Origin of the sequence: Paraburkholderia sp. NMBU_R16, from assembly GCF_013282575.1 — a bacterium.
Lineage (GTDB): Bacteria > Pseudomonadota > Gammaproteobacteria > Burkholderiales > Burkholderiaceae > Trinickia.
On sequence record NZ_JAAAYE010000010.1, the window covers coordinates 68,886 to 94,285 of the forward strand.

General features: G+C 63.7%; 19 protein-coding genes. 10 read left to right on the plus strand and 9 right to left on the minus strand.

Annotation, left to right across the window (positions count from 1 at the left end; translation table 11 throughout):
• Positions 1 to 310: 310 nt before the first annotated feature.
• Positions 311 to 2,137, minus strand: coding sequence for a thiol reductant ABC exporter subunit CydC (gene cydC, locus GWC77_RS07250; RefSeq protein WP_367949010.1), 1,827 nt, complete (start codon positions 2,135 to 2,137; stop codon positions 311 to 313).
• Complete coding sequence (cydD, locus tag GWC77_RS07255) at positions 2,134 to 3,918, minus strand: thiol reductant ABC exporter subunit CydD (RefSeq protein WP_173256222.1); 1,785 nt, start codon at positions 3,916 to 3,918, stop codon at positions 2,134 to 2,136. Before cydD ends, cydC begins: the two co-directional genes overlap by 4 nt.
• 308 nt (positions 3,919 to 4,226) lie before the next feature.
• Between cydD and GWC77_RS07260 the strand changes: the two genes are divergently transcribed.
• Genes GWC77_RS07260 through GWC77_RS07270 form a run of 3 tightly spaced genes read left to right on the plus strand, consistent with a single transcriptional unit; the run spans position 4,227 to position 7,184 of the window.
• Positions 4,227 to 5,828, plus strand: a complete 1,602-nt coding sequence (locus tag GWC77_RS07260) for a cytochrome ubiquinol oxidase subunit I (RefSeq protein ID WP_173256223.1) — start codon at positions 4,227 to 4,229, stop codon at positions 5,826 to 5,828.
• Positions 5,829 to 5,842: 14 nt separating this feature from the next.
• Positions 5,843 to 6,979, plus strand: coding sequence for a cytochrome d ubiquinol oxidase subunit II (cydB, locus tag GWC77_RS07265; protein WP_173256224.1), 1,137 nt, complete (start codon positions 5,843 to 5,845; stop codon positions 6,977 to 6,979).
• 10 nt (positions 6,980 to 6,989) lie between these two features.
• A complete protein-coding gene (locus tag GWC77_RS07270; protein ID WP_173256225.1) occupies positions 6,990 to 7,184 on the plus strand; it encodes a hypothetical protein in 195 nt (64 codons plus the stop codon).
• A 1-nt stretch (position 7,185) separates the two neighbouring features.
• Here GWC77_RS07270 and GWC77_RS07275 read toward each other — a convergent pair whose 3' ends face one another.
• Positions 7,186 to 7,587 (minus strand): VOC family protein, encoded by a 402-nt coding sequence (locus GWC77_RS07275; protein WP_173256226.1) that lies wholly within the window; start codon positions 7,585 to 7,587, stop codon positions 7,186 to 7,188.
• A gap of 320 nt (positions 7,588 to 7,907) precedes the next feature.
• Between GWC77_RS07275 and GWC77_RS07280 the strand changes: the two genes are divergently transcribed.
• The 4 genes from GWC77_RS07280 (at position 7,908) to GWC77_RS07295 (ending at position 14,167) form a co-directional block, all read left to right on the plus strand.
• Positions 7,908 to 8,579, plus strand: coding sequence for a hypothetical protein (locus GWC77_RS07280; protein WP_367949011.1), 672 nt, complete (start codon positions 7,908 to 7,910; stop codon positions 8,577 to 8,579).
• Positions 8,576 to 9,514, plus strand: coding sequence for a fatty acid desaturase (locus GWC77_RS07285; RefSeq protein WP_173256227.1), 939 nt, complete (start codon positions 8,576 to 8,578; stop codon positions 9,512 to 9,514). Before GWC77_RS07280 ends, GWC77_RS07285 begins: the two co-directional genes overlap by 4 nt.
• Positions 9,511 to 10,260, plus strand: a complete 750-nt coding sequence (locus GWC77_RS07290) for a metal-dependent hydrolase (protein ID WP_173256228.1) — start codon at positions 9,511 to 9,513, stop codon at positions 10,258 to 10,260. Before GWC77_RS07285 ends, GWC77_RS07290 begins: the two co-directional genes overlap by 4 nt.
• 265 nt (positions 10,261 to 10,525) lie before the next feature.
• Positions 10,526 to 14,167: a type III effector protein gene (locus GWC77_RS07295; protein WP_173256229.1), complete on the plus strand. Its 3,642-nt coding sequence runs from the start codon at positions 10,526 to 10,528 to the stop codon at positions 14,165 to 14,167.
• A 50-nt stretch (positions 14,168 to 14,217) separates the two neighbouring features.
• Here the strand turns inward: GWC77_RS07295 and GWC77_RS07300 are convergent, their stop codons facing one another.
• The 6 genes from GWC77_RS07300 to GWC77_RS07325 all read right to left on the minus strand — a co-directional run bounded on the left by GWC77_RS07300 (position 14,218) and on the right by GWC77_RS07325 (position 21,135).
• Positions 14,218 to 14,850 carry a response regulator transcription factor gene (locus GWC77_RS07300; protein ID WP_173256230.1) on the minus strand — a complete coding sequence of 211 codons (633 nt, stop codon included), beginning with the start codon at positions 14,848 to 14,850 and terminating at the stop codon, positions 14,218 to 14,220.
• Positions 14,825 to 16,477 (minus strand): response regulator, encoded by a 1,653-nt coding sequence (locus GWC77_RS07305; RefSeq protein ID WP_173256231.1) that lies wholly within the window; start codon positions 16,475 to 16,477, stop codon positions 14,825 to 14,827. The genes GWC77_RS07300 and GWC77_RS07305 overlap by 26 nt, the downstream gene beginning before the upstream one ends.
• Entirely contained in the window at positions 16,474 to 18,654 is a 2,181-nt protein-coding gene (locus GWC77_RS07310) for an ATP-binding protein (protein ID WP_173256232.1), read from the minus strand. The genes GWC77_RS07305 and GWC77_RS07310 overlap by 4 nt, the downstream gene beginning before the upstream one ends.
• Before the next feature lie 40 nt (positions 18,655 to 18,694).
• A complete protein-coding gene (locus tag GWC77_RS07315; RefSeq protein ID WP_173256233.1) occupies positions 18,695 to 19,636 on the minus strand; it encodes an ABC transporter substrate-binding protein in 942 nt (313 codons plus the stop codon).
• 201 nt (positions 19,637 to 19,837) lie between these two features.
• Positions 19,838 to 20,503, minus strand: a complete 666-nt coding sequence (locus GWC77_RS07320; RefSeq protein WP_173256234.1) for a zf-HC2 domain-containing protein — start codon at positions 20,501 to 20,503, stop codon at positions 19,838 to 19,840.
• Positions 20,500 to 21,135 (minus strand): RNA polymerase sigma factor, encoded by a 636-nt coding sequence (locus GWC77_RS07325; RefSeq protein ID WP_367949012.1) that lies wholly within the window; start codon positions 21,133 to 21,135, stop codon positions 20,500 to 20,502. The genes GWC77_RS07320 and GWC77_RS07325 overlap by 4 nt, the downstream gene beginning before the upstream one ends.
• Positions 21,136 to 21,624: 489 nt before the next feature.
• Here GWC77_RS07325 and GWC77_RS30085 point away from each other — a divergent pair, with 489 nt between their 5' ends.
• The 3 genes from GWC77_RS30085 (at position 21,625) to GWC77_RS07340 (ending at position 25,253) form a co-directional block, all read left to right on the plus strand.
• Entirely contained in the window at positions 21,625 to 22,422 is a 798-nt protein-coding gene (locus GWC77_RS30085) for a response regulator transcription factor (RefSeq protein ID WP_173256235.1), read from the plus strand.
• 334 nt (positions 22,423 to 22,756) lie between these two features.
• Positions 22,757 to 23,674, plus strand: a complete 918-nt coding sequence (locus tag GWC77_RS29125) for a hypothetical protein (RefSeq protein ID WP_217283202.1) — start codon at positions 22,757 to 22,759, stop codon at positions 23,672 to 23,674.
• A 70-nt stretch (positions 23,675 to 23,744) separates the two neighbouring features.
• Entirely contained in the window at positions 23,745 to 25,253 is a 1,509-nt protein-coding gene (locus GWC77_RS07340) for a hypothetical protein (RefSeq protein WP_173256236.1), read from the plus strand.
• Positions 25,254 to 25,400 lie beyond the last annotated feature (147 nt).

The window sequence follows — 25,400 nt, forward strand, 5'->3', positions numbered from 1 at the left end:
TCGCCCCGGGGGGCCTCCGCACAGGAAGGGGAACGCCTCCAGTAGCAGTCCCCCTGGGCGCCGGAGCCAGCTCGGCGAATCGGCCGGGCGACCGGGGCGATGGCCGAAGCGGCAGCGTCGCGTCCTGCTGGGACCCACCGGGGCTATCGTCGTTTGGGCGGTGCGGCCCGCCTGGCGGACGTACACCGTCGGAAGCCGAAACCATGAAAACCTCCAGGCATCGTCAGCGGTATTGTGCGAGCCCGTACGATGCCCGATGCCGTCGGCGCGGATCGGTACGAAGACGAACCGCGATCCACACAGACGAACTTCATCGTCCGCGTCCCGCAGGCGCCTCGACCCATTCACGCGAATCGCATCGCCACAGCCCGGAAAACGGCCCCTCCGCGCGGGCCAGCCTGCCCGGCGCACCGCGTTCGACAATGCTGCCGGCGTCCATGACGAGGACTTCGTCGACGAGCTCGGTCAGCGCCGACAGCCGGTGCGTGATCAACAGCACGCTGCGTCCTTGCATCACGGCCATGACGGTATGCAGCAGTGCCTGCTCCGTGATGCTGTCGAGCCCTTCCGTCGGTTCGTCGAGAACGAGAATCGGCGCGTCGAGCAACAGCGCGCGCGCAATCGCCAGACGACGTGCCTGCCCACCGGACAACCGTGCGCCTGCCTCGCCAATCTGCGTGTCGTAGCCTTGCGGCAGGTCCGTGATGAAATCGTGCAGCTGCGCGCTGCGGCATGCCGCCTCCAACGCCGCTTGATCGGCGTCGGGCCGCGCGATCAGCAGGTTGTCGCGAATGGTTGCGTTGAATAGATAAGTGTCTTGCGAGACGACGGCAATGCGTGCGCGCACGGATTCGCCCGCGCACTCGCGCAACTCGCGATCGCCAAGCCGGATGCTACCGGCCTGATAGTCCCAAAAGCGTAGCAGCACGTTGACCAGGCTCGATTTTCCCGCGCCGCTTGCGCCGACCACCGCGAGGCGACCGCACTCGGGCAACTCGAACGACACATTGCGCAACGCCCAATCGTCGCCTTCCCGATATCGCATGAAGACGCCGTCGAACGCGAGCGCCGCGCCGCGCGGCAGGTGCGGCTCGGCGGGGTCGGCCACGGCAGGCGCCGCATCGACGAGCGCAAAAATGCGCCGGGCGGCCGCGAGACTCTGGCCGAGCATCTGCATGGCGAGCGGCAACGGCATCGCCGCTTCGAAGGCGGCCAATACAAGCAGCGCCAACATCGCGAGATCGGCGGGCGGCAAGGCGCCGCGACTCACCGACGGAACGACGAGCACGAGCGTCGCCCACATCGCCAACGATGCGGCTACGATGAGCGTCGCTTGCGAAAGTGCATCGAGCCGGTTCACGGCGGCCTGCCTGGTGACGAGTTCCGCCGATAGCGCGTCGATGCGCTGCGCATAGCATGCCTCACCGCCGTAGACACGCAGTTCGGCCAAACCCTGCATGGTGTCGACGACCGCCTCGCGCATTTGCGCGCGCAGCGTCACGCATGCACGCGAAGGCTCGTTCGCGCGGGCGAGCAGACAGGCCGGCAGCACCACGCCGGCAAGCAGCAGGCAAACGAACAGCACGAGTGCCGCCGGCAGGCTGAAAACAGCCGTGGCGGCGATCAGGATCGATGCACCGACGGCGCCTACGATAATCGGCAGCAGAACCCGCAGATAAACGTGATCGAGACTATCGATATCGGACTGAATGCGGCTCAGGAGATCGGCGCTGCGCAGATCGACCAGGCGCGCCGGCGCAAGAGGCTCGATACGCGAGTAGAACCAGACGCGCAGCTGGGCCAGCAGCCGCAAAGTCGCATCGTGGGTGACGAGCCGTTCGATGTAACGGCCAAGCGTACGAACGATCGCGCAGGCGCGGATCGCCGCCGCGGGGGTGAAGTAGTCGAAAGCCGTCCGCGCGATACCCGCGAGCGCCATCGAGGCGATGAACCAACCCGAGAGCGCCATGAGGGTGACATTGGCAAGCAGTGTCGCGAGCGAGACGGCTGCACCGAGCGCCATCCGCTTCCAGTACGGACGAAACAGCAGAACGAGGCGGATGAAATCGGCGCGAGCCTCGTGTGCAAGACGCACGCGGGAATGCTTCAGCCGATCGGGTCCCGGCGAGGCGCTCACGATAAAGCTCCGCAAACCGCATCTGCATGCGCATCGTGCGTGTCGTAGGCTCGCACCAGGCGGCGATAAAGGCCGTCGCGGGACATCAATTCACGATGCGATCCGCTCTCGAGCGCGCGTCCGCGATCGATGACGACGATATGCGTCGCCAGTTGCGCAGTGGCCGGCCGGTGAGCTGCGAGCAGCACCGTCCGGCCACGCGCGAGCCGACCGATTGCCCCATGAATGCGTCGCTGCGTACGCGCATCGAGATGGGCGGTCGGCTCGTCGAGCAGTACGACGGGCGCATCCTTGAGAAAGGCCCGGGCGAGTGCAAGGCGTTGAATTTGACCGCCGGACAGGCCCACGCCACGCTCGCCGACAGGCGTGTCGTACCCGGCGGGTAATGCTTCGATGAATTCGTGCGCGTCCGCGAGTTCGGCGGCCTCGCGCACGCGCGCGAGCGAGGCGCCAGGCGAAGCGAGCCGCAGGTTGTCGAGCACCGTGCCCGCGAAGAGGTGTGCGCGCTGCGGCACCCATGCCACGTTCGCGAGCCAGCTCGCTTCGTCGATGGCCGACAGGTCCATTTCGTCGATCGAAATCGAACCGCTTTGCGGCAACGCGAAACCGAGCAGCAAATTGAGGACCGTGCTTTTACCCGCTCCGCTCGGGCCGACCAACGCCGTGACTTCGCCGGGCTGGGCAACGAAGCTGAGCGCATCGAGCGCGATGCGGCCTTCGGCATGCGCGAACGACACGCGCTCGAAACGAATGCGGTGAGGCTGCGCAGCTTGCAGCGTCGCACGCGCAGGGGGACGCTCAGGTAACGGTGCGCTCAGGATGTCGACGATGCGCTCCGCGGCCGCAATGGCCTCCATGCGCGCATGATAGTGCGTGCCGAGCGTACGCAACGGCAGATAAAACTCGGGGGCGAGCAACAATACGAAGAACACGGGCTGGAATTGCACCTTCGCATAGAGCAGATTGAAGCCGATCAGCACGGCGACGATCGCAATGCTGACCGTCGACAGAAATTCGAGCGCCACCGAGGACAAAAACGCGACTCGCAAGACCTGCATCGTACTGAGCCGATACGACTCGGACACGCGAGCGACGATTTCCGCTTCACGTCGACTGGCGTTGAAACGCTTGAGCGTCGCAAGGCCCGCGAGCGTGTCGAGCAGGCGTGCACTCAAGCGCGCGAGCAGGCGCCACTGGCGCTGGTTCGCGGCCACCGCATCCTTGCCGAGCATCACCATGAAAAGCGGGATGAGCGGAGCGGTCAAGACGAGCACGAGACCCGATACCCAGTCGAGCGGAAATATCACGACGACGAGCGCGAGCGGCAAAAGCGCGCTCAATGCGCGCTGCGGAAGCCAGCGTGCATAGTAGCCCTCGAGCGCTTCCACCCCTGTCACCAGATGGCTCGATAACGCACCGCTCGACTCGTTCGCGAGCCATGAGGGACCGAGCGCCTGAATCTTGCGAATGAGCTCCCCGCGCAACGCGGTGCGCACGGTCGCCGCGCCAGCGAACGCATATCGCTGCGCCGCTTGTACGGCGACGAAGCGCAAGCCGATCGCCGGCAGTATCGCCGCCAGCGCCGGCCATACTGTCGCGAGCGCGGCGCCGCGGAGGATGACGGCGTCGACGATCCACGCCAACAACGCCGCCTGAGCGATCACGGCGAATCCCGCCGTCAGTCCCATTGCGACGGCCATCCTGAGCGGCGCACGAATGCCATCCGCGCGCCGCGCAAGCCATGCATCCAACGTCTTTTTCAACTGAGAATCGGGGCTCATGCTCTTGAAGCTCGAACATATAAAAACGTCGCGGCACGATGTCGCACCCATGCGAAGAACGATGCAATCGAACCGGTATGCACCTTAACAGAACCGCGCTCGCGCGAGACGATGCTCGGTGCGCCGAGGCGCGCTGAGGCCCATGATTGCGTGGATCTTGCGACGGTATGCCGCAAGAAATCGAGCGGCGCTTAATTAAAATCAACGACAGTCGAACGTGTTGCGTTCGCGCGTTCGTGCCCAGTCTTTGCCGACACACGATTCGCACCATTCGCACGATTCGGCAACGCCTATTACCGGAGCTTCACATGATCAGCAATACCGTGGTCGAGCTCTCGCGGCTCCAGTTCGCCGCGACCGCGCTCTATCACTTTCTGTTCGTCCCGCTCACCTTGGGGCTGTCGTTTCTTCTGGCGGTCATGGAGACCGTCTATGTCATCACCGGAAAACCGATCTATCGCGATATCACGCAGTTCTGGGGCAAGCTCTTTCTGATCAATTTCGCGCTCGGCGTGGCGACCGGTCTCACGATGGAGTTCGAGTTCGGCACCAACTGGTCGTTCTACTCGGGCTTCGTTGGCGATATCTTCGGCGCGCCGCTCGCCATCGAAGGACTGATGGCGTTCTTCATGGAATCGACGTTCGTCGGCCTCATGGCCTTCGGCTGGGAGCGGCTTTCGAAAGGCAAGCATCTCGCCGTCACCTATCTCGTCGCACTCGGCTCGAATCTCTCGGCGCTCTGGATCCTGGTGGCCAACGGTTTCATGCAAAACCCCCAAGGGGCCGCCTTCAATCCCGTGACGATGCGCATGGAACTGCAAAGCTTCAGCGCATTGATTTTCAGCGAAGATGCGCAAACCAAGTTCGTCCATACGAGCATTGCCGGCTATGTAACCGCCGCCATCTTCGTGACGGGTATCAGCGCCTACTACATGCTGCGCGGCCGGCACATGGAACTCGCCAAGCGCTCGTTTCGGATGGCCAGTCTGTTCGGTGTGCTTTCGGTAGCCGGCGTCATCACGCTCGGCGATGCGCTGGGCTTCGTGGGCGGCCATGCGCAGCCATCGAAGCTGGCGGCGATGGAAGCGCTCTGGCAGACCGAGCCCGCACCGGCGCCTTTCAACGTCGCGGCATGGCCGCTCAACAGCGAGCGCCGCAACGCCTGGAGTCTGCAGATCCCTTACGTGCTCACGCCGCTTCTCACGCACACGTTCGATACGACGGTGCCGGGCGTGGACCGCATCGAAGCCGATGCGGTGAAACGGATCAGAAACGGCATTCCGGCTGTCGCCGCACTGAAGGTGTTGAGCGCCGATCCGACGAACGCCGCGGCGCTCGCGCAGTTCGAGGCACACAAGGCCGATCTCGGCTATGGGTTTCTCGTGAAGCGCTATGCGGCTGGCCAGGACGTCGAGCGAGCGACCGAAGCCGATATCGTGAAGGCCTCGAAAGACACGGTGCCAAACGTATTCCTGATGTTCTGGACGTTTCGCGTCATGGTGGCCTGCGGTCTTGCGATGCTGGCCTACTTCGTGATCGCCGTCATCTTGTCGTTGCGCGGGGATGTGCATCGCCGGCGCCGGTTTCTCAAGCTCGCGCCATGGATGATCCCGGTTCCGTTCATCGCGTGCGAAACCGGCTGGATCACCGCCGAGGTCGGACGCCAGCCGTGGTCGGTCTATGGGGTGTTACCCACCTGGATGTCGGCGTCCAGTCACAGCGTCGGATACATGATCTTTTCGCTCGCCGGCTTCTTGCTGCTCTATTCGATATTCATCGTCATCGAGGCGTTCCTGATGGTGAGAGCGATCCGCCAAGGGCCTGACGCGCCACACGGCAGCGACACCGCACCCGCCATCACGGAGCCGGCGACGGCTCGAACCGGCGCGACCGCTGCGCCGGCACTGTAAAAAAGGACTGCGAGATGGAACTCTATCTTGTCTTCAAGGTGCTCTGGTGGCTCGTGCTCGGCGTACTGCTGATGGGGCTCGGCATCATGGTGGGCATGGACATGGGCGTCGGCGCGCTGTTGCGCTATGTCGGGCGCACCGACACTGAACGGCGCATCGCGCTCAATATCATTGCGCCGCACTGGGATGGCAACCAGGTCTGGTTCATTCTCGGCGGCGGAGCGGTTTTCGCCGCATTCCCGCTGCTCTATGCGACTGCGTTCTCGGGCCTTTACATCGTCATGCTGTTGCTGCTCTGGACGATGATCCTGCGGCCGCTCGGCTTCGAGTACCGCAGCAAACTGCCTTCCGCGGCCTGGCGCAACATGTGGGACTGGGCGCTCGTCGTGAGTGGCACGGTGCCGATGATCGTCTACGGCGCTGGTGTCGGCAATATGCTGCGGGGCGTGCCCTTTCATTTCGACTGGGATCTCACGTCGCATTACACCGGCAGCTTCGTCTCGCTGCTGAATCCGTTCGCGGTGATGTGCGGCATTCTTTCGCTCTCGCTTGCCGTCTATATGGGCGGCGCGATGCTCACAGGACGCTCGGAGCCCGGGCCGCTGCAAGTACGTGCGCGCCGCGCGGCCACGGTCGGCATTGCGATCGCATTCACGCTGTTCACGATCGGCGGATGGTGGACGATTCATCTGAACGGCTATCGGCTCGTACAGGCGCCGGCGCCCGGCTTGGCGCAAACCCCGCTGCAACAAACCGCGGTCCTCGTCAGCGCGGGCTGGTTCGATAACTACCGCGCCGTCCCGGCGCTTTGGTTCGTACCGGCACTCGCATACTTCGGCATGACGCTGGGCTTTTTCGCGCTGCGCGCGCACCGCGCGACACTCGCCTGGTGGTGCGGCGCGCTCGCATGGATCGGCGTCATCGGCACGGTCGGCGTCAGCATGTTTCCGTTCCTCATGCCGTCATCGAGCCACCCGTCGCAAAGCCTCACGGTATGGAACTCGGTGTCGAGCCGACATACGCTGATCTGGATGGCGGGCTGGGCCGCTATTTTCGTCCCGGCCATTCTCGCCTATACCAGTTGGGCTTTTTACATCATGCGCGGCAAGGTCAAGGCAGAACGTGTCGAAGCCGATCCGCACGCTTATTAATGGGGTAATCATGAAGACGTTTTTGCAATTCGCCGTGATGCTGGCCGCTGTCGTCGCGGCGATCGTAATCGGTGTCATCGTGGGCAATTATGGCGCGTGGTACTTCTCGTGGATCGTCGGCACGATCATGATCGTGCTCTTCGCCGCCGCGGGCGGTGTATTGCTCGATACGCAGGAGTACGAACGATCGGCAGCCCACCGCTGATCTAGGCTTCGTAAAGTTCGAGCGGCAACCCGTCTGGGTCGCTGAAGAACACGAAGCGCTTGCCGGTCAGCTCGTCGAGCCTGACCGGCTCCACCGCTACACCCGCCGCGGTGAGCGACGAGACGCACGCATCGAGATCGTCCGTCGCAAACGCGAGATGGCGCAATCCCCGCGCCTCAGGATACGACGGCCTCGGCGGAGCGTCTGGAAACGAAAACAATTCGATCTGACCATGCTCGCCAACCGCGAGATCGAGTTTCCACGAACGGCGTTCCGCTCGCCACGTTTCGCGAATGACGCGCAAACCCAACGTCTGCGCGTAAAAGCGCTTCGAACGCTCATAGTCCGAGCAAATAATCGCAACGTGGTGAATGCGGGAAAGGGGCGGTGCAGCGGACGTCATCGCATCTCCTATGACACCGATGTTTATACACCGTCCGCGCGATACGCTCAATGCCCATTGATCGGCTGACTGCGCAACTTAGCGAATAAAAACTTACTAAAACGCATCGCGAGCATTCCGCGGTCGTAGCGCCATGACGTCGTTCGCCATGGCATCGACCGTTTCCTGTCACGACCATGACATAGACATTCTGCGAAATAGCGTTAATTCGATTGCATGAAACGTACAAACTTTTCGAATATTCGCTACAAAGAAAATTTATGGATCAGATATTTCGTTTTCTCTCGCAGATTGCAATTCGCCCTTTATCCGATGAGCGTGTGTACGCTCGTTTTTTGACCGATCGCGACTTACCCGCACTCCTGGAGTTGGAGCTGGAAAAGTGGACCGATGTGCAGGCGGCGTCGCGCGCACGACTCCAGGCGCGAATCGACGCGCATCCCGATCTGGCCGTCGGCGCCTTTTGCTCGCGATCCGGCCGACTACTCGCCTCGCTGTTCATGCGGCCCGTCGCCGACGACTTCCATCGCTGCGTCACGACCTGGGAAGACTGCACGTTACTGCCGTCCCCTGCCACAAGCACGACGCTTTTCGGCATCAGCCTCACGAGCCGCGATCAAGCCGGTGTGAAAGCATTGCTGAAATTTTTTTGGCCCTACGCGCTCAAGCGCGGCTGGCGGTACCTCTATCTCGGCTCTCCTGTGCCCGGTTTGCGCGACTGGATGGCGGCTCATCCCGAAGGGCGCGTCGAAGACTACGTCCATGCCCGGCGCCGCGGCCTGCCCCTCGATCCGCAGTTGCGCTACTACGCCTCGCGTGGCTTCGACAGAATCGTGTCGATCAAGCGGGACTATTTCCCGCATGAGCGCTCGCTCGATTACGGGGTCCTCCTGCGAGGAACGGTTCCTTTGTCGATACTGCGCCCAGTTTGGTCTGCGCTTGCGCTGCCTACGATACAACGCATCGCCCACCCGCTCGCCGCATTGCTATGACTCGATCCACCGCGAACTCCACGATCGGACGCGTCCAGCCGCGCGTGTACAGCGATTGGCCCAGCGTATTGTTTTTGTCGTCCGTTCTCATCAATACAATTCTGATTTCGATCTGCACCAACCCGAGGTTTCTCGCGCCGCTGATGCTGCTTCAAGCGCTCCTTCTTACCGGATGTCAAGAAGCCAAGCATCTGTGCGCGCATGGGACGTTCATCGGTAATCGCAATGTGAGCGATGCGATTGGCACCGCTTGCGCGGCACTCGTCGGACAGAACTTTTTTGCTTTCCGTTACTTTCATCTCGCACACCATCCCGTGCCCTGCACCGAGGCGGATCCCGAAGGGCCGCTCTATGCTCGAAGCTGGCACACGCGCTGGATCTGGCTGTTGGCCCCGCTCGAGGTGCCCTGGGTCGCCTGGCATCTGACTCGAATCGGATGGTCGATGGTGCCGCGGGCCAAACGCGCCCGGCGCAACGCAGCCTTGGTCTGGCTGATCGTATTTGCACTATCGATTGCCGTCGGGCTGCTCCACGCGCCACGCACGGTCGCTGTCGCTTATCTGATTCCGCTCGCACTGTCGTCATGGTTCGATTTCATCTTGACGCAGGCCGAGCACTATGGCGTGGCGATTGCTCCCGCCTCGTGTCGGCGCCCGCAGGGCTCGGTCGCGAACGACATCGCGCTTCCGTTCGGCCTCGGCTGGGTCTTGCTGCACCGTTCGCTGCACCGGATGCACCACTGCGAACCTGCCTTGCGATGGTTCGAACTGGCGCGTCGAATCGAAACGGATCCCTCCGCCGCGCCAATCGGCTATATCGCGTTCGTGCGCCGTTGGCTGACGAACGGCCCGAGGTTGTGGCTGACGGATCGAGGCTCGCGCGCGAACGCGAACGCGAAGGTGGCGATTCGCGCACAATCGGAGCGCCGGGCATGACGTCGATTCACACTGCTCCCGCCCACCGTGCCAAACCGCTGTTTTGGAACGGCACGCTCGTGCGCAGCCGGTTCTTCGATGCGCTTTCGTTGATCCTCCCCGCCGGCGAGGCGTTTCTTATCGACACGCTCGAAGCATGGCGTACTCGTTGTTCCGCGCCTATCGACACCAAGCTGCGCAGCGAAGTCGAGCGTTTCGTTCGCGAAGAGCGCGTGCATCGGCAAGCGCATGTACGTTATAACGATGCGCTGATTGCGGGCCTGCCAGACGCGCGAGCCGTCGCCGATCGGGCAAACCGCGTGACGGCTGAGCTCGAGCAGCTCGATTTTCCGATGAAGATAGCGCTCGTCGCCGCTTTCGAGCACTTGACCGCCGTACTCTCGGAAGAGGTCGTCTCTCACGGCACCTTGCTGATCGATGGGCAATCGCACGCAACGAGGCTCTGGCGCTGGCATGCGCGCGAGGAACTCGGGCATCGCGATGTGGCTATCGATGTCGCGGCGCGCGCGGGACTGCGCCGAGGGACGCTGAGATTGGCCTTGCTCCTCGCTACCGGATATCTTCTCGTCGACCAGTTGCGCTACACGTTCGCGTTGTGCCGCTGCGATATCCGCTCGGGTGCGCTGAGCCGGCGCGCCGCATCGATCGATGCCGCCCGGTTCGTGTTCGGCAGCATGCCCTCGCTCGTCCGCATGGCGCGGGGTTGGTGGCGCTATTTCCGCGCACCGTTGAACGTCGCACGCTGAACATCGATTTCGCTGTCGGGCACGACGTTTCGCCGCGGCTACCGGAATTGCAACAACACTTTCCTAGCATCGGTTGCGAATCCTCCCGCCGGCATCGCCCACCATGAAATCCGCCTTGAGCCGCATTCTCCCGTTAGCCACGTCTCCAACTGCCTCTCCCGCGGCGGAGGTCCGGCCACCGCAAGCCGGTGCTCCAGAGCCGGAAAGACCGGCCGCGCGCTCGGCGCGAGGCAGCGTACGGGGCCGCCTCGCACAATTGTTCGACATGAAAAAGGTTCCGTTCGAACCGGCTGTCAGCGTCGAGCGCTGGGACGAGACGACGACGCTTGGCATCTGCGAGCGCTGGGCCGAAGCGCAGCGCAAGCAGCCGTCGATCGTCGGACTGGCTCGCTTGACGGCCTTGAACTTCGAGCGCGCACGGCCGGATTCGATCCCCGCGGAGATGAGAGATCGGCGCTTGTTGCCGGAGGGATCGAAGGACGAGGACTATTACCGCGAGATGATTGCGACGTTCCTTCAAACGGTAGGGCTCGACGATTCCGACGCGGTCATCGACAGCTTCAAGAAGACCGGTACGGGTGCGTTGCATCGTCAGCACCTGACCGTCTCCTCGACCGTCAACGGGGCGGTAAGCGCCGCGCAGTTGGCGGCGTCCGCCCATCTGCCGGCGAAGACGGCACTATCCGGCGTGCAATTGCTGTTGACGTTGCTTTCGACGCAGTTGGCATTCGATTCGGCCAACATCCGGTTCCGGAATTCGGGTACCGAGGAAATCATGCCGCTTGGCAAGGCCGACGCGACGCCGAGCGCGAAGACAGGTCCGAACGTCATGCGCGCATCGGCACGCCTCGCGTTGGAACTGCGCAAAATCGGCAACGCAGTACGGAAAATGGAGCGTGCGCAAGCCGATCTCGACGACGCACGTACCCGGCTGGCGAATCCGAATGCCACGCCGCAAGAGCGCGAGCAAGCCGATCGGGACATGCGCGCCGCCGGCACCGCGCTCAGCGTCGCTTATGCGCGGTTTTGCATGCGCATGGAGCTGAAATCCGATTACAAAACCGCGGCCGAAAGCGCAAAGATCGAGTATCACGGTAACAAGCGTGCATTCGGCGTCAGTGTCGCGTCCGGAGCGGCGACCTATACGGCGACGCTGCTCGGCATCCTCACGCCCGTCGTCATCTCGTCGTTTGCCGCCACCGCCGGCGCGACGGCGGGCGCTGTCGCGCTCGTGGCCGCGCTTTATGTCGGCTACCAACTCGGCTCGGGTCCAAGCAAGGACGGCGAAGCCAAAGCGAAACGCGCGATCGTGGCGCTTGCCAAGTCGACGGACCTGCTTGCCGGCAACGCCGCCAAGCAGCAAACCGAACGCGCCGAAGCCTATCGCACCTATATCGCCGAAAAACGTGTCACGAACAATCCCCAGGTGCGCAAGCAGGCCAAGGCCAAACTTATCGCCACACTTGAAGAGATCGCGCGGCGCGATTCGACGAAAAACGATCTCGACCCGGTCAAGAACTGGACCGACTACGCGACACTACGTCGCGAGATCGCGAATGCGGGCACGGACGAAACCGCCGTGAAAGCGCTCGAAAACGCGTTCGCTCAAACACACGCGAGTCAATTCAAAACGTCGACCGTATCGGATGCGTGGAAAACGCCCGATCGCATGCGCTTCGACAGCATGGGACGGCTGTTGTTGGGCCGCGTGAGCGAGTCGATCGCGTCGCTGCATGATTTCAACACCGACGCGCAACGGACCGGCGCCCGCGACTCGCGGCGCAGGACCTCGGCGCGCAAGACATTGCATGCCGGCCGTCGCGCCGAGGTCAAGGCCTGCCTGCGTGACTGGATTCATTTCGAACTCGCGCAGTCGCGGATGAAAGCAGCCGTTGCCGAGACCGATCCGGTTCAGCAGCACAACACCCTACGAGCGGCAGCGCAGGCGCTCGCAGCCATCGAAAACGCCGATGCCCGCGCGCTGTTCAGCACCGACGCGCGCAAGCAGGTCGATGCGACGAAGCTCGCCAAATCAATGGCGATCGGCGAGCGCGAACGCTATACGGTGACGAACGCCGGACCGGCCGCCTTGGCCGCCGCGGTCAATATCTCCGGCTCGGCGGCGAGCCTCGGGCTCAATATTCACAAGGCCGAGTTGGCCAGTCACGGGGTTCGTCAAAAGCCGGCGTTCGGCGATCAGAACGACGCGCGTCTAGTGGCGCAAGGCACCGCGCCCGTTACCGCGCCCTATTCCGCGGGTGAACGCGCGCGGTTCCAGAAGACCAGCATGGCCAAGCTCGTCAAGACGCTCGCAAGAGACGGCGAACCCGTCGTGACGAAGCTCGACTTGCCGGCCACGAATGCCATGCTCGTCGATCTAGGCGATCGACACAGCGACGCGTCGCTCGATCGGTTGCTCGCGAGCATCGAGGCAGCGCGGGACATCCCCGACGAAATCACGGTTTCGGTCGGCGGGGCGAAGCTCAGCTCGGGCAAGCTGAGCGGCACGACCTCGTATTACAACTGGCGCTATCGACACGCACCGCTTGCGACCCAGGCAAAGTTCAGAACGCGTCAAATGGCGATGCTCGCCGATAGTCTTGCTATCTCCGTCGCCACGCCCATCGCTCAGGCAGTGGCACAAGTTCCATTATCGAAAACGCGCAAGGCGGCCGATCTCGGCAAAAGCCTGAGCCCCGGCGTACGCGAACGGCTGACGAGCCTCGCGATCCAGCCGCCGCCATCCGAGGCGCTGCCCCCGCCGGACGTGCGGCACGCGAGCGAAACGGTTGTGGAACGAGTCGAATCGGAGATGCCGCCCCCAGCGAACGACTTCATCGCTTCGGCCGGCGCGGATGCGCACGGGCTGGCAGGCTCGTTCGATGCGCAGGCCGCCGCGCTCGCACTGCGCGCCATCCCGGAGCTCGGCGGCAGCGCACGCGCCACGCATCCGGACATGCCCGCGGCGCGCCCGGAGAACGTGTTCGTGCCTCGTCCCGAGCAGGCAGCGATACCGGTAGCCGAGCGCCATGAACCGCTCGAACTCGAACGGCAGCGCGACATGATGATGGGCACGGGGCGCGACGAGACGCTGCGATGGTTCGCGCAGCACGGGATTCACGCCGCGGAGAACAGCGGTCACGCCTCGATGGACTGCCTGATCATTTCGCTGCTTCAGCATGCGACGGGTCGCTATGATGCACAGTCAGAGCCGCTGCTCGCGGCTCAGGCATCGCGTTACCGCGAAGCGATGGCGCGCGAGTATCCGGAGATCGAACGGGGCGACCGCATGCTCTACGACGACGAGCCGGCGATTGCGGCTTTGATGCAGCGGATCAACCGAGATTACGGCGCCAGTATGAATCTGCAACTGATCATGCCCAGCATCGACGGTCCTGTTCGCTTTCAAGCGTCGCGGCTAGGAACCGATCCCGTCGGCATCGTCATGTTCGGCAATCACTTTCAGGCCGTTCATATGGCGGTCGACATCGGCGAAGAGCACATCGCCGGCGAAGACTCGGACACGTCGACATCGTCGAGCGAGCAACCGCTCGCGTCGGCATCGCTGACGCAAGCGACGTTGCTCGCGGACGCGGAACCCGTAAGCAGCCGGCTCGAAGCGTGGTTGGCCGACATGCCGACCGACCCCCGAACGATCGGCGCGCTCAGGCGGGCAGCCGCATCGACGCAACCCACACCGCGCCGCATCGGTGCCACGCAGGATTCGACGCTTCGTGCGCCGTCCCTTGACCGGCAGGATTCGTTCGCCGGAACGACGGCGGCCGTCGTCGGCGCCGATTCGCGCCGTTGGACGGTGGCCGGGCGGCGCGTCCGGTTCGATGCGAACGCCAAAACGAACGACGGCCCAACCCGGCGCGCCAGATCGAATAAACCGGGACGGGAATGAGTCAGCGTCGAGGGTGACCAGCGGCCATCGATCGACCGCCGATGCCGCAGTTACTGCGCCGCGAGCCCATGACGAATCGAATAGCGGAACAACTCCGCGTTGTTACTCACGCCGAGTTTCTGCATCAAACGCCGCTTATGCGTGCTGATCGTTTTGGCGCTCAGCGAAAAGGCCTCGGCGATCTCGTTGATGCTGCGCCCGCTCGCGAGCAGACGCAGCACCTCGAATTCCCGATCGGAAAGGATCTCGTGCGGCGGCACGTCGCTCGAATGGCGTTCGAACACGACCGCATCGACGAGCGTCGGATCGATGAAGCGCCCGCCTGTTGCAAGCTTCCGAATCGCCGCCAGCAGCACTTCGGGATCGCTATCCTTCGTGACGTAACCGCTCGCGCCCGCGCGCAAAGCCCTCGAGACGACCTGCGCTTCGTTGTGGATGCTCAGAATCAGAATCGGCATATCCGGATATTCGCCATGAACTCGGCGAATCAGGTCCACGCCGCTGATACCCGGCATCGTGATGTCGAGCATCAGCAAGTCCACCTCACGGCCTCGCAGCTTACTGAGCACGTCGGCCCCGCTCGCGGCTTCGTCGACCACCGTCACGTCTGTGGCCGTCGCCATGATCTGTTTCAAGCCGCTGCGGACTACGGCATGATCATCCGCGATCAGAATCTTGATCATCTTCTCTTCCATTCTCTACAGGAATACTGATCGACACCACTGTGCCCGAACCGGGGACGCTGTCAATCTGCAATGAAGCCCCTATCAGCCGCGCACGTTCGCTCATGCCCAGCAGTCCATAGGAATCACGCGTGCCGGCGGCGGCCGGATCGAAACCGCAGCCATTGTCGCTGACGTTCAGGACGAGCCCACGTGCGTCGCGCATCATCGTGACGTAGACGCGCGTGGCGCGCGCGTGACGCGCGATATTCGTCATCGATTCCTGGACGACCCGGAAAAGCGCCGTCGCATGCGCGTCGTCGAGCTCGGGCTCGCCGGCATTGAGGACGAGCTGGCACGGGATGCCCGTGCGCTTGCCAAAATCGTCGGCCAGCCATTCGAGCGCCGAAACGAGACCGAAATTCAACGCCGCGGGCCGCAGGTGATTCGCGACATTGCGCACCATCAGGATGGTCTGCTCGACCAGATCGCGCATGCCGTTCACCTTCTGCAGCAGATCGGGCGCCCCACTCAATCGCATTCTGAGCAATGATACGTCCATCTTCAAAGCCGTCAGCAATTGGCCGAGTTCGTCATGAATCTCGAGTGCGATCCGCTTGCGCTCTTCTTCACGTATCGCCTCCATATAGGCGCTCAGTTGACGCAACTGCTCGCGCGATTCGAGCAACGCCTGCTCGATGCGCCTGCGCTCGGTCATATCGCGTATGCCGATATACATCGCAGGCTCGTCTTGGAACGTCGCGAGCCGGGCCGTCATGGCGCCCCAGAACGTGGTGCCGTCGAGCCGGCGCAGAAGCACGTCGGTGTCGCACGACATCCCCCCGATCCTCGCACGCTCGATGATTCTGCGTCGACCGCTTTCTTCGGCATAGAGCTGGTTGCAGTCGACATGGCTCTGCTCGCTCTCGCTCACGCCCAACAATTGCCGCCACTGCTCGTTCGCATACAACACGCGCGGTTCGGCGAGCGAGCCGATGCAAAGCGGCACCGGGCTTGCCTCGACGATCTCGCGCAAGCGCGCCTCGCTGACCTTCAGCCGCGCCTGAGCACGCTTGCGCTCCTCGATTTCGGCGCGCAGATCGTCGTTTGCACGCGCGAGTTGCTCGGTACGGCGCGCCACGCGCAATTCGAGCTCGTCGCGAATGCGCGAAAGCTTGAACTCGGCTTTCTGCCTGACCCTCACTTCCTCCTGCAGTTGCCGATTCTGCCTGACGAGCGTCATCTGCATTTCGCGCATGGCCAGATGCACGTTCATTCGGGCGACGACTTCGTCGATACGCACGGGCTTCGTCACATAGTCGACACCGCCCGCCAGAAAGCCTTCGACCATATCCCCCAGGCCATCGGCGACCGTCATGAAGATGACGGGGATGTCGCGTGTGGGTGCGTCCGCCTTCAATCGCCGGCAGGTGTCGAAGCCGTTTATGCCCGGCATATTGACATCGAGCAGGATCAGCTCGGGCTGGGAGAATCGCGCGCGCTCGATCGCTTCCGCACTGTCGAGCGCGATCAGCACGCGAAAGCCGCGCTCGCCGAGCGCGTCGACCACCACGCCCAGGTTGGCGGGGTTATCGTCGACGATCAGCACGGTCGCGGTGCGCGGCTGGAGATCGGCAAACTGATTCAAGGCGCGCCTCCCGCGTGCAGATGCCGCTCGACGAACGCGAGCAGCGCCTTCGATTGATAGCCGCGCGCAAGCGCGCGCAACGCCGAAGCGAGCGGCGCGTAGCGGGTATCGCGCGCGCTCAGCGCGTCCGCCCAGCCGCGCACGGCCCGCATATCGCCCATGCGCGCAAGCTCATGCAGCTCGCGCATCGACTCCGCCGGCGGCGTCGGCAGCAGGACGGTCGCGAGTTGCCCGAGATCAACCGCGTGCCGCGCGGGCTGCGATGAATAAGTCCACTCGAGTCCCAGCAGCACCGCCATTTCCGCCTGCAATCGTTCGAAGTCGACCGGCTTCGGTAAAAACGCATTGGCACCGGCCGCGAGCGTTTTTTCGACATCCGCGGCCGAGGAGCTGGCCGAGAGCGCCACGATCGGCACACTGCGGTATTCCCGCAATGCGCGCACGCGCTCGATGAATTCGAGCCCACTCATGCCAGGCATCACGATATCGGTCAATACCAGTGAAACGGGGCTGCCGCGCCCTTTCGATTGCATCAGCGCGGCGAGGCCGTCGGCGGCCCTCTCGAGGGCGATCACCTCGAAGCCGAGACTGCCGAGCAGATCGGATACGATCGCGCGGTTGACTGCGATATCGTCGAGCACGAGCACGGTGCGGCGCGCCCCGGTATAGCCGGTTGCGACCCGCTCGATCTCGCACGCGATCGCGTGCGTACCCGCCTGGATCGCGGCAGGCAGCTCGAAGCGGAAGACACTGCCCCGACCGAGTTCGCTCTCGGCGACGATCTCGCCGCCCATCGCGCGTACGAACTGCTGGCTGATCGCGAGCCCGAGCCCCATGCCGCCATCGCGGCCGCTCTTGTGCCGCCCTTGCTCGAACGGCAGGAAAATGCGCTCCAGCTCGTCGGCGCCGACGCCACAACCCGTGTCGCGCACCTCGAAGCTGGCCCCACCCGCGGTGCCGCGCCGCACGCGCAGCTCGACCGTCCCATGCGCGGTGAACTTGACCGCGTTCGTCAACAGGTTCAACAGCACCTGCCGCAGACGGCGCTCGTCAGCGCGCACACCGAAGGGCACATCGGGCTCGATGTGGCAGACGAATCGGAGCCCCTTGTCGGCCGCCTTGACCACGATCACTTCCCTGATCGCGCTGACAGCCGCCACCAACGGAACGTCGGCGACTTCCACACGCATGCGGCCCGCTTCGATCATCGCGAAGTCGAGCACATCGTGAATCAATGCCAGCAATTGCTCGCCGCAACGCTGAATGACGCCGACGGCCTCGCGTTGCGTCACGCCGAGCGAGCCGTCGCGGCGAAGAATCTGCGCGTAGCCGAGAATGCCGTTCAGCGGCGTGCGCAGTTCGTGACTCATGCTGGCGAGAAACGCGCTCTTGGCGCTGTTCGCAGCTTCGGCCGCGTGCCTTGCCTCGCGCTCGGCCGCGGCGTCGCGCTCGTCGAGATACGCGCCGTAGACCCGCAGCGCCATGGCATTGATGGCCAGTACGACGCGGTCGAGTTCGTCCGGTACCGTGCGCTTGCCACGCTCGAGTATCAACGGCACCGGCAGCTCACGATAATCGTAGCGGGCAACGGCCCGGGCGATCGCCGCCAGATGTCGCGTCACGAGGCGGTTGAGCAGCCACGTGATGAAAAGCGCGACGAGAAACGTACTGGCCGCCTGGTTCACGAGAATCAGCGCCGCCGTTCGCGCGAGCGAACGATAAAGGCCAGCGAGCGTCGCCTCGACATGCAGCGTGCCGATCTGCCGTTGCGCCCCATCCTGCCCCCTGCGCAAGATCGGATAGTCCCGCGCAAGCGTCGCCGCCGCGCCGACGGAATGGCCGGCCGACACGATCAACGGATCGGCCCCGGCCTCGCGCACCTGGACCGCACTGATGTCGTCGAGCCTAAGCATGCCCTCGAGTTCGAGGTTCAGTTGCGACCGGTCGAGTCGCCACAACGCTTCTGCGAGACTGTCGCGATAGATGCGGTCCGCCTCGGAGAGGCGGCCTTGCACGCGCTCGACACCGAGCCGGTAATCGCGGCAAAGCTGCGCGGCGGTCAGCGCGAGCGTGACGACGCAACTGAACACGAATACGATGACGAACAACCGCACGACGACACTGCCGCGCACGCGATCGAGGGGGCGCCACCCGAGAATTGACGCGTTGAGATTCATATCGACTTCAGAAAAACCCTGCTTTCATGCCAGCGGCGGCTCAGTTAACCATCCAGTATTCGCCCGGAATCTCGCGGTCCGCGTCCGACAAATACCGATTGTCGAGATGGATGACTGTACGGCGGGCGAGTTCGGCGCGCTCCAGCGCGGATCGGATTTCGGGCTGCGAATCGAACAGCCGTTTGTATGAACCATCGCGATAGGCCGCGCGCAAGCCCGTCTCGATCGTGCTGGCGAGCGCATCGTCGTGCTTGCTCGTATAGAAAATGAAATCCGAGCGATAAGCGAGCAACAGATGACGTTCGACGACGAGATCGGGATTGGCTGCCCCACGTGCCGCCAATTCGGTCCACGCTTCGACGACACCGCGCGGGAAATAATCGATGCGGCCCGCCTCCGTCATCGGAAACAGCGAATCGTAGGTCGACGTTTCGATATTCAAGCCGGCATCGCGCAGAATGCCCGTATCGACCCACCCGAAGCCCTGCCCGCCCGTCAACGTCTTTAGTTGAGCGAGCGAATCGATCTTGTCGAACTCGGCCTGGCGGTCCTTGCGAATCAGCAGGACACGATAGCCGATCAAGCCGCGATAGATCGGTATGCGCACCGGTCGCAGCATCGCTTCGTCGCTCGCCGACATGCTGACCCACGCCAGATTGATCGAGCGCCCCGCCGCCAGCTCGCGCAATGCCCGCTCGCGCTGCATCACGTCGATCGAGGGGCGAATCGTGTAATCGGCATGCGCCTCGCGCATCGCAAGATCGAGCACGGCTTTCGCGAACAGCGCGCGCGGATCGTCGATGACCGTGAGACGCGGATAGACGATGTCGAAGTGCTCGGCGCGCGCAAGGGGCGCGAACAAAGCGGGCAGCACGAGCGCCGCCGCAGTGACGACAGCGCGACACGAAAGCCGCGTGCCCGGCGTCGCCTCGGCATGGCGCCGTAGGCGCGAGAGAAGCGTCTTGGCAGTCCTCAGCGGCACAGCGAGACTTTCCGTTCAATATGTGGGACAGATGGAGCGCGCTGGCGACCGTCAGCGGGCCAGAGGCCATGCCGGCATGGGCCGCACGACGCTGAGCATCGCACGATTGCCGGGAGTTTGGAAGCAGCCCAAACCCGGTCCCTATTGTAAACGTCCCGCCGCATCGCAACCGATTCATCGGTCTGACGAAACGCCCGCTCGTCACTGAGCGTTGCGCACTCCGTCGACGGGCTCGACGAAACGCACGCCGCGCGCCGCGCGCAATGCCGCGATGTCCTTTTCGATGTCGTGGCCTTGGCCGAGCGTGCCCAGCGAGTAGACGCCATCCTCGTTCGGGCCGCCGACGATCTGCAGATCGCGGGGCACGAGCAGCGCCTGGAGTTCGCCGACGCTCATCGATGCGTCGACGACGAGCCGGATCGATGCCTGTGGCAACGTGGCATCGGGCGATGACAGCGTGCGGTAGGCGGCGCTCTGATGGGAGACGCCAAGCGCGAGGAACCCGCCCGCTTCGAGCAGCACCATGGCGGCCAGACCGCAGGCAACCCAGGCCCAGCGGCTGCGGGCCGCGCCGCCGGCCGCGGCGGCAACATGGCGGACAGCGGGCTCGTCCCGCGCCTCGACTTTTCGCATCAACCGGTCGAGCCCGCGCTCGACGGGCAGCTCGACACCGCCGCCCGCATTCATGCCCGCATGCACACGCCGTTGACGAACGAGTTCCTCGCGACAATGGACACACTCGCGCAGATGTTCGTCGACCTCGCGTCGAACGGACTCGGAAGCGGTGCCGTTGACGACCCAGGGCAGCAAGTCCCACACGCGCAGGTGAGTACGCTCGCAACCGTCGTCGGTCGATGTATTTTTCACTGGTCTTCCTCGGCAAAACCGGCCAACGCCGGCATGACATTGCGCAACTTCACACGGGCATGAAACATCCGGGCCTTCACCGTACTGACTGGCGAGCCCGTCATATCGGCGATCTCATCGAGCGAATATCCCATCACGTAAGCCATTTCCATCACGAGGCGCTGCTCGGGCGTGAGCCTCGTCAAACCCTTGTTGAGCCAGTCGATCAACTCGTGATCGACACCGGGCTCGCCCGCCAGCGCATCATGCTCGCCCTCCAACGATTCGGTGGGCAGCACGCCTTGTCGCAGCGCCTTGAGCGTCACACGATAGGCAATGCCCATGAGCCAGGTCGAGACACGCGAGTGCGCCCTGAACTCGTGAGCCTTTTGCCAGACGACGAGGAACGTATCGTTGACGACCTCCTCGATCAGGTCCTCCCGCCGCGTGAAGCGCGCGAGGAAACGAACGAGCCGGCAGTGGTACTCGCGGTAGAGCAAGGCCAGCGCGGCCTTGTCGCAGGTGGCGATGCGCGCGAGCAACGCGACGTCGTCGGCGTCGTTGCTGCGCGAGGCCGCCGCCTTCGGCCGCCCGACCGAAATCTCCACGATCGGCAACATGCGGTTCAGAATCCACCCAGTTCGATATTTCACTGTAGGTACCCGCCAGCATGAAAAAGGTTGCGACGTTTCGGATATCGAAAGCCGATGCAGGCCTCACTTTGCCGTCAACGCTCACAGGATTCAGATCGGGAAAGACGGATTCATCTGTAGGGATTTCCTGATCGAGACTCCCCAGGGGCCGCTGGAATCCTTTACGGCCAGCCGTTTCGCGGGGTAAGGAGTTCGGCACGCACACTTTGGAGAGCCGCACAACGGGCATGAACCTGACGCATCCGAGTTCCCGACAGCCGGCACTAACGGACAACAAGACTTCATTCATGAAGCCGGGCGCGACGGGAGCGCGTCCTACTTGGAGGTGACACCGCAACAACAAGCGAGCGTCTTATAAACGAAACATCTGTCATGAGAGAGCAGTATGTTCACCGTCCGGTCGAACTATGCCGATGCCGCAGGGCGCAGTGGCGGCGCCGTTATTACACGAAACGCTTCGTCGACGAAGCGCGCTGAAAGGAGGATAAAGTGCGATTCGCTCTTGTAACCGAGGACCCCCAGCTCACGGCCAGCCTGGCCGACTGTTTCGCCGACGAGGCGATTGCCGTCGAGCCGTTCAGCGCCGAGCTGCCGCTCTTTCGCGCAATGCGCACGACGGCATTCGACGCCGTGCTGATCGATGCGAAGAACAACTCTATGCTCGTCAATTCGCTGCTGTCCTGGCGCAACTGCAATGCCGACTTGTGCACGCCGGTCATCGTGCTGACACCATTCTCCAACTGGTCGGCGATGCTGCGATGGATCAATGCCGGCGCAACCGACGTCGCCAGCCGTTTCGATCTCGAGCAAGTGCGGCTGCGTGTGCACGTGGCCCTGAGCCGCCGGACTCAGGAACGCGTCGACGACGTGATTTCCGTGGGGCCCTATACGTTGCGTCGCGACGTCGGCACGCTCACGATCGATGGCGAAGATATTCCGCTGACGCCGCGCGAGTTCGCCATGGCCTGGCTCTTCTTTTCGAGCCCCGGCAAGTTTCTGAGCCGTGCGCAGATTGCAAGCAGCGTCTGGGGTGCCTGTGAGGACGTCGCGGGTCGTTCGATCGAACAGCACGTCTACAAACTGCGCAGGAAACTGAGGCTCTCGGGCTGCACGGGTGCCAACCTGAAGACGGTCTACGCGCTCGGCTACAAGCTCGATCTCTCGGCGTCCGACGCGCCGGACGAGGAGCCGATACCCACGCATTCCGATGGCAAAACCCCCGCTTCCGGCTCATCGGAACTGCCTGGCCGCCGTCTGCTCTCGGCCATGAAAGTGGCCGAGTTCTAAGAGCACGGCTTTCCGCCTTTTTTCCTTCCGCTGCTCGTTACCGCATCGATCGTCGATACCGACGATCGATGTCGTGCATCGGCGCTTGCCGGCATGCTTCATCGCTGCGCTCGTACCGAATCTCGTTCGTTCGATTCGTTTCGCCGAGGTCCAGTGGAGTTCGCCGCTATCCGCAAGCGGACGGCCGGCAGCCGGGTATCGTCGATTCCGAGCGATGCGCCGTGCCCTCGTGTTCCGAGCCGGAACCCGGGCGGGCGCTTCGTCGCGCGGCGAAACACCCCTCGCATTGCCGGCAGGCAGTGCGCATTCACCATTCATGACCACGAGGTGACTCATGAGCGTATCGATCGACAATTCATTCGGCTCGGGCATCAATTCACTCGACTTCGCCAGCCCGATGGGCTCGGGCGGCAACAAGGTTCAGCAACTCGAACAAATCCTGGCGGAAGTGCTGCAGATGATCGAGGACCTGCTGCAGCAGGCCATTCAAAAGCAGAACGCGCAAACCGGCATGGATACGAAGGGCGGCGGCGGCAACTCGTCACCCGATGCGGGCGGCGGTGGCGCACCGACCGGCGCGGGCGGCCCCTCGGGCGCCGGCGGCGGAGCACCGGGCGGAGGCGGACCCTCGGGCGCAGGCGGCCCCTCCGATGCGGGCGGCCCGTCGAATGCGGCGAACGGTGACCCGTCGACGTCGCTCGACTCGATGCTTCAGCAGATTCTCTCGATGCTGCAACAGCTCCAATCGCAGAACGGCCAGTCGGGCAACGGTCAGAACAACGACCAGATGATGCAGATCCTCGGCGAAATCCTGAGCATGCTGAAACAGATGATCGATGGAGCCGGCGGCGCAGGTGGCGGTGGCGGTGGCGGTGGCGGTGCTGGCGGCGCTGGCGGTGGTAGCGGCGCGGGCGGCGCGGGCGGCGCGGGCGGCGGCGATGCCGGCGGCCCGTCGGGCGCGGGCGGTCCTTCCGGTGCCGGCGGTCCTTCCGACGCAGGCGGCCCCTCCGGTGCCGGCGGACCCTCGGACGCAGGCGGGGGCAACCAGCCGCAATCGATCGAGTCGATGCTTGCCGAAATCACCCAGATGCTCCAGCAACTGCAATCGCAAGGCGGTCAATCGGGCGGAAACGGAAACGGAAACGGGAACGGCGACGGGACGAACCAGGAGCTCCAAATGCTCGGCGAAATCACCCAGATGCTGCAGCAGATCATGCAGCAGCAAAAGGCGTCGGGCGCGAGCGGCATCTGATCCCTCGTAGAAGAGGCCGGCGCAACGCCGGCTTTTCACATTTCACAGGCACCGTTCGGAAGGATTTGCCATGAGCATTTTTTCGAAGATCAAGCACGGCTTCGAGCATCTGGGGCACGACATCGCGCACGTCGCGAAAGACGTCGGCCACGGGCTCGAAACAGCGGGTAAGGACATCGCCAAAGTCGGCGAAGGCGTGGTCAAGGGCGTGGAGGACGTGGGCAAGGCCATCGGCAAAGACGTCGCGCATGTCGCCGAGCACACCCTGCAGGCAGCGGACGACATGATTCACGGCCACATTCAAAAGGCCTTGAATCAAGCGATGCAGGCCACGCAGGACCTCGCCAAGACCGCTTACGACGCCGGGACGGCCGGCGAACAGGCCACCGTCGATTCGCTCGCTCACATGCACCTGAGCAAGAAGATGGACCGCGCGATGGGCAAGGCCGAAAAAGGCATGCAGAAAGTGGGCGAAGGTATCAAGACCGGCGTCGGGATGGTCGGCCAGCAACTGGGGAAAGATGTCAGCACGGTCGGCAAGGACCTCGCGAAGACCGGCGGCGACGTCATTCACGGGCATTGGCAGAAGGCGCTCGACGACACAGTCAAGACCGCGCAGGACGGCTTCAACACAGTGGCCGACGCCAGTACCGCTGTGGGCCAGGCCACTGTCGATTCGCTCGCCAACATGCATTTGAGCAAGGGCATGGACCATGCGATGGGCAAGGTCGAGAAAGGCTACGACACCATCAAGAACGATGTGAAATCGAGCGTCGATCAAGTCGGTGCCGAGGTGGTCAACGGTACCGAAGGCATGATCAAGGATACCGTCCAGGCTGGCAAGGATGCGGTGCATGGTCATTGGGGCGCCGCGTTCGGGGACCTCGGCAAGGCGGGCATGGATGCGATGGAAGTCGCCTCCGATCTGACGCCCGAAGGCGCGATGGCCGCCGTCGGCACGCAAGTGCTGATCAACGCGCACGTCGGCAGCCAACAGCTCGACGAGGCTATCGGCGGTGCGCTGCATGGCAATGTCGCGCAAACGGTGAAAGGTGTCGTCAAGAACGTCTCCGAAATGGAGATCGGCAACCAGGTGCAGGACAAGCTCGGCTCGCTGGAGTCGAAGGTCATGTCCGAAGGCGCTTCGGGCTCGGGCTCGGGGTCGGCCTATGCCGGCGTCGCGGCGGGCGCAGCACTCGGCATCGCCGGCAGCGGCGGATTCTCGGTGGGCGGCAAACGCTCGCATACTTCATTCGAAGGCGGCGCGGGCGCGGGCGGATCGTCCAAAATGAAATTCAGCGAACGTCTGAGCGCGATGACGGGCCGCGGCGGCGGCGGTTCCACGCAACGCGGCGAAGGCGCTGCCGGGGGACGTGAAACCAAGGAGGAAAAAGAGCAGCGTCGTGCCGACAACGCGCAGAACGCTTCCAGCAACACGGCCAATCAGGCCAACGGCGGCCCGGCCGGCCCGGCCGGCGACAACGGCCAGGAAATGCTCGAGATGTTCCTGCTGCAGGCCGGCATGACGCGGCGCGACGATGCGAAGAAGCGTCGGGCGATGCTGACCGGCGACGCATGAGCGGCGCTCGTTAGCCCTCCCCGCTTCGAGCAGTGCAAAGGACCGGCCCGCCGGTCCTTTTTTGTCGATGGCGTTTCGCCGCTGCAACGACAAAGGGACCGGCTCACTGCCCGGCCCCTCTGCTGACTTGCGTTTGCCTGCCAGCGA

Bases quoted from the DNA above. Each gene is read 5' to 3' on its own strand.
- cydD (WP_173256222.1), bottom strand. From the start codon at position 3,918: ATGAGCCCCGATTCTCAGTTGAAAAAGACGTTGGATGCATGGCTTGCG.
- GWC77_RS07260 (WP_173256223.1), top strand. From the start codon at position 4,227: ATGATCAGCAATACCGTGGTCGAGCTCTCGCGGCTCCAGTTCGCCGCG.
- cydB (WP_173256224.1), top strand. From the start codon at position 5,843: ATGGAACTCTATCTTGTCTTCAAGGTGCTCTGGTGGCTCGTGCTCGGC.
- GWC77_RS07270 (WP_173256225.1), top strand. From the start codon at position 6,990: ATGAAGACGTTTTTGCAATTCGCCGTGATGCTGGCCGCTGTCGTCGCG.
- GWC77_RS07275 (WP_173256226.1), bottom strand. From the start codon at position 7,587: ATGACGTCCGCTGCACCGCCCCTTTCCCGCATTCACCACGTTGCGATT.
- GWC77_RS07285 (WP_173256227.1), top strand. From the start codon at position 8,576: ATGACTCGATCCACCGCGAACTCCACGATCGGACGCGTCCAGCCGCGC.
- GWC77_RS07290 (WP_173256228.1), top strand. From the start codon at position 9,511: ATGACGTCGATTCACACTGCTCCCGCCCACCGTGCCAAACCGCTGTTT.
- GWC77_RS07295 (WP_173256229.1), top strand. From the start codon at position 10,526: ATGAAAAAGGTTCCGTTCGAACCGGCTGTCAGCGTCGAGCGCTGGGAC.
- GWC77_RS07300 (WP_173256230.1), bottom strand. From the start codon at position 14,850: ATGATCAAGATTCTGATCGCGGATGATCATGCCGTAGTCCGCAGCGGC.
- GWC77_RS07310 (WP_173256232.1), bottom strand. From the start codon at position 18,654: ATGAATCTCAACGCGTCAATTCTCGGGTGGCGCCCCCTCGATCGCGTG.
- GWC77_RS29125 (WP_217283202.1), top strand. From the start codon at position 22,757: ATGAGCGTATCGATCGACAATTCATTCGGCTCGGGCATCAATTCACTC.
- GWC77_RS07340 (WP_173256236.1), top strand. From the start codon at position 23,745: ATGAGCATTTTTTCGAAGATCAAGCACGGCTTCGAGCATCTGGGGCAC.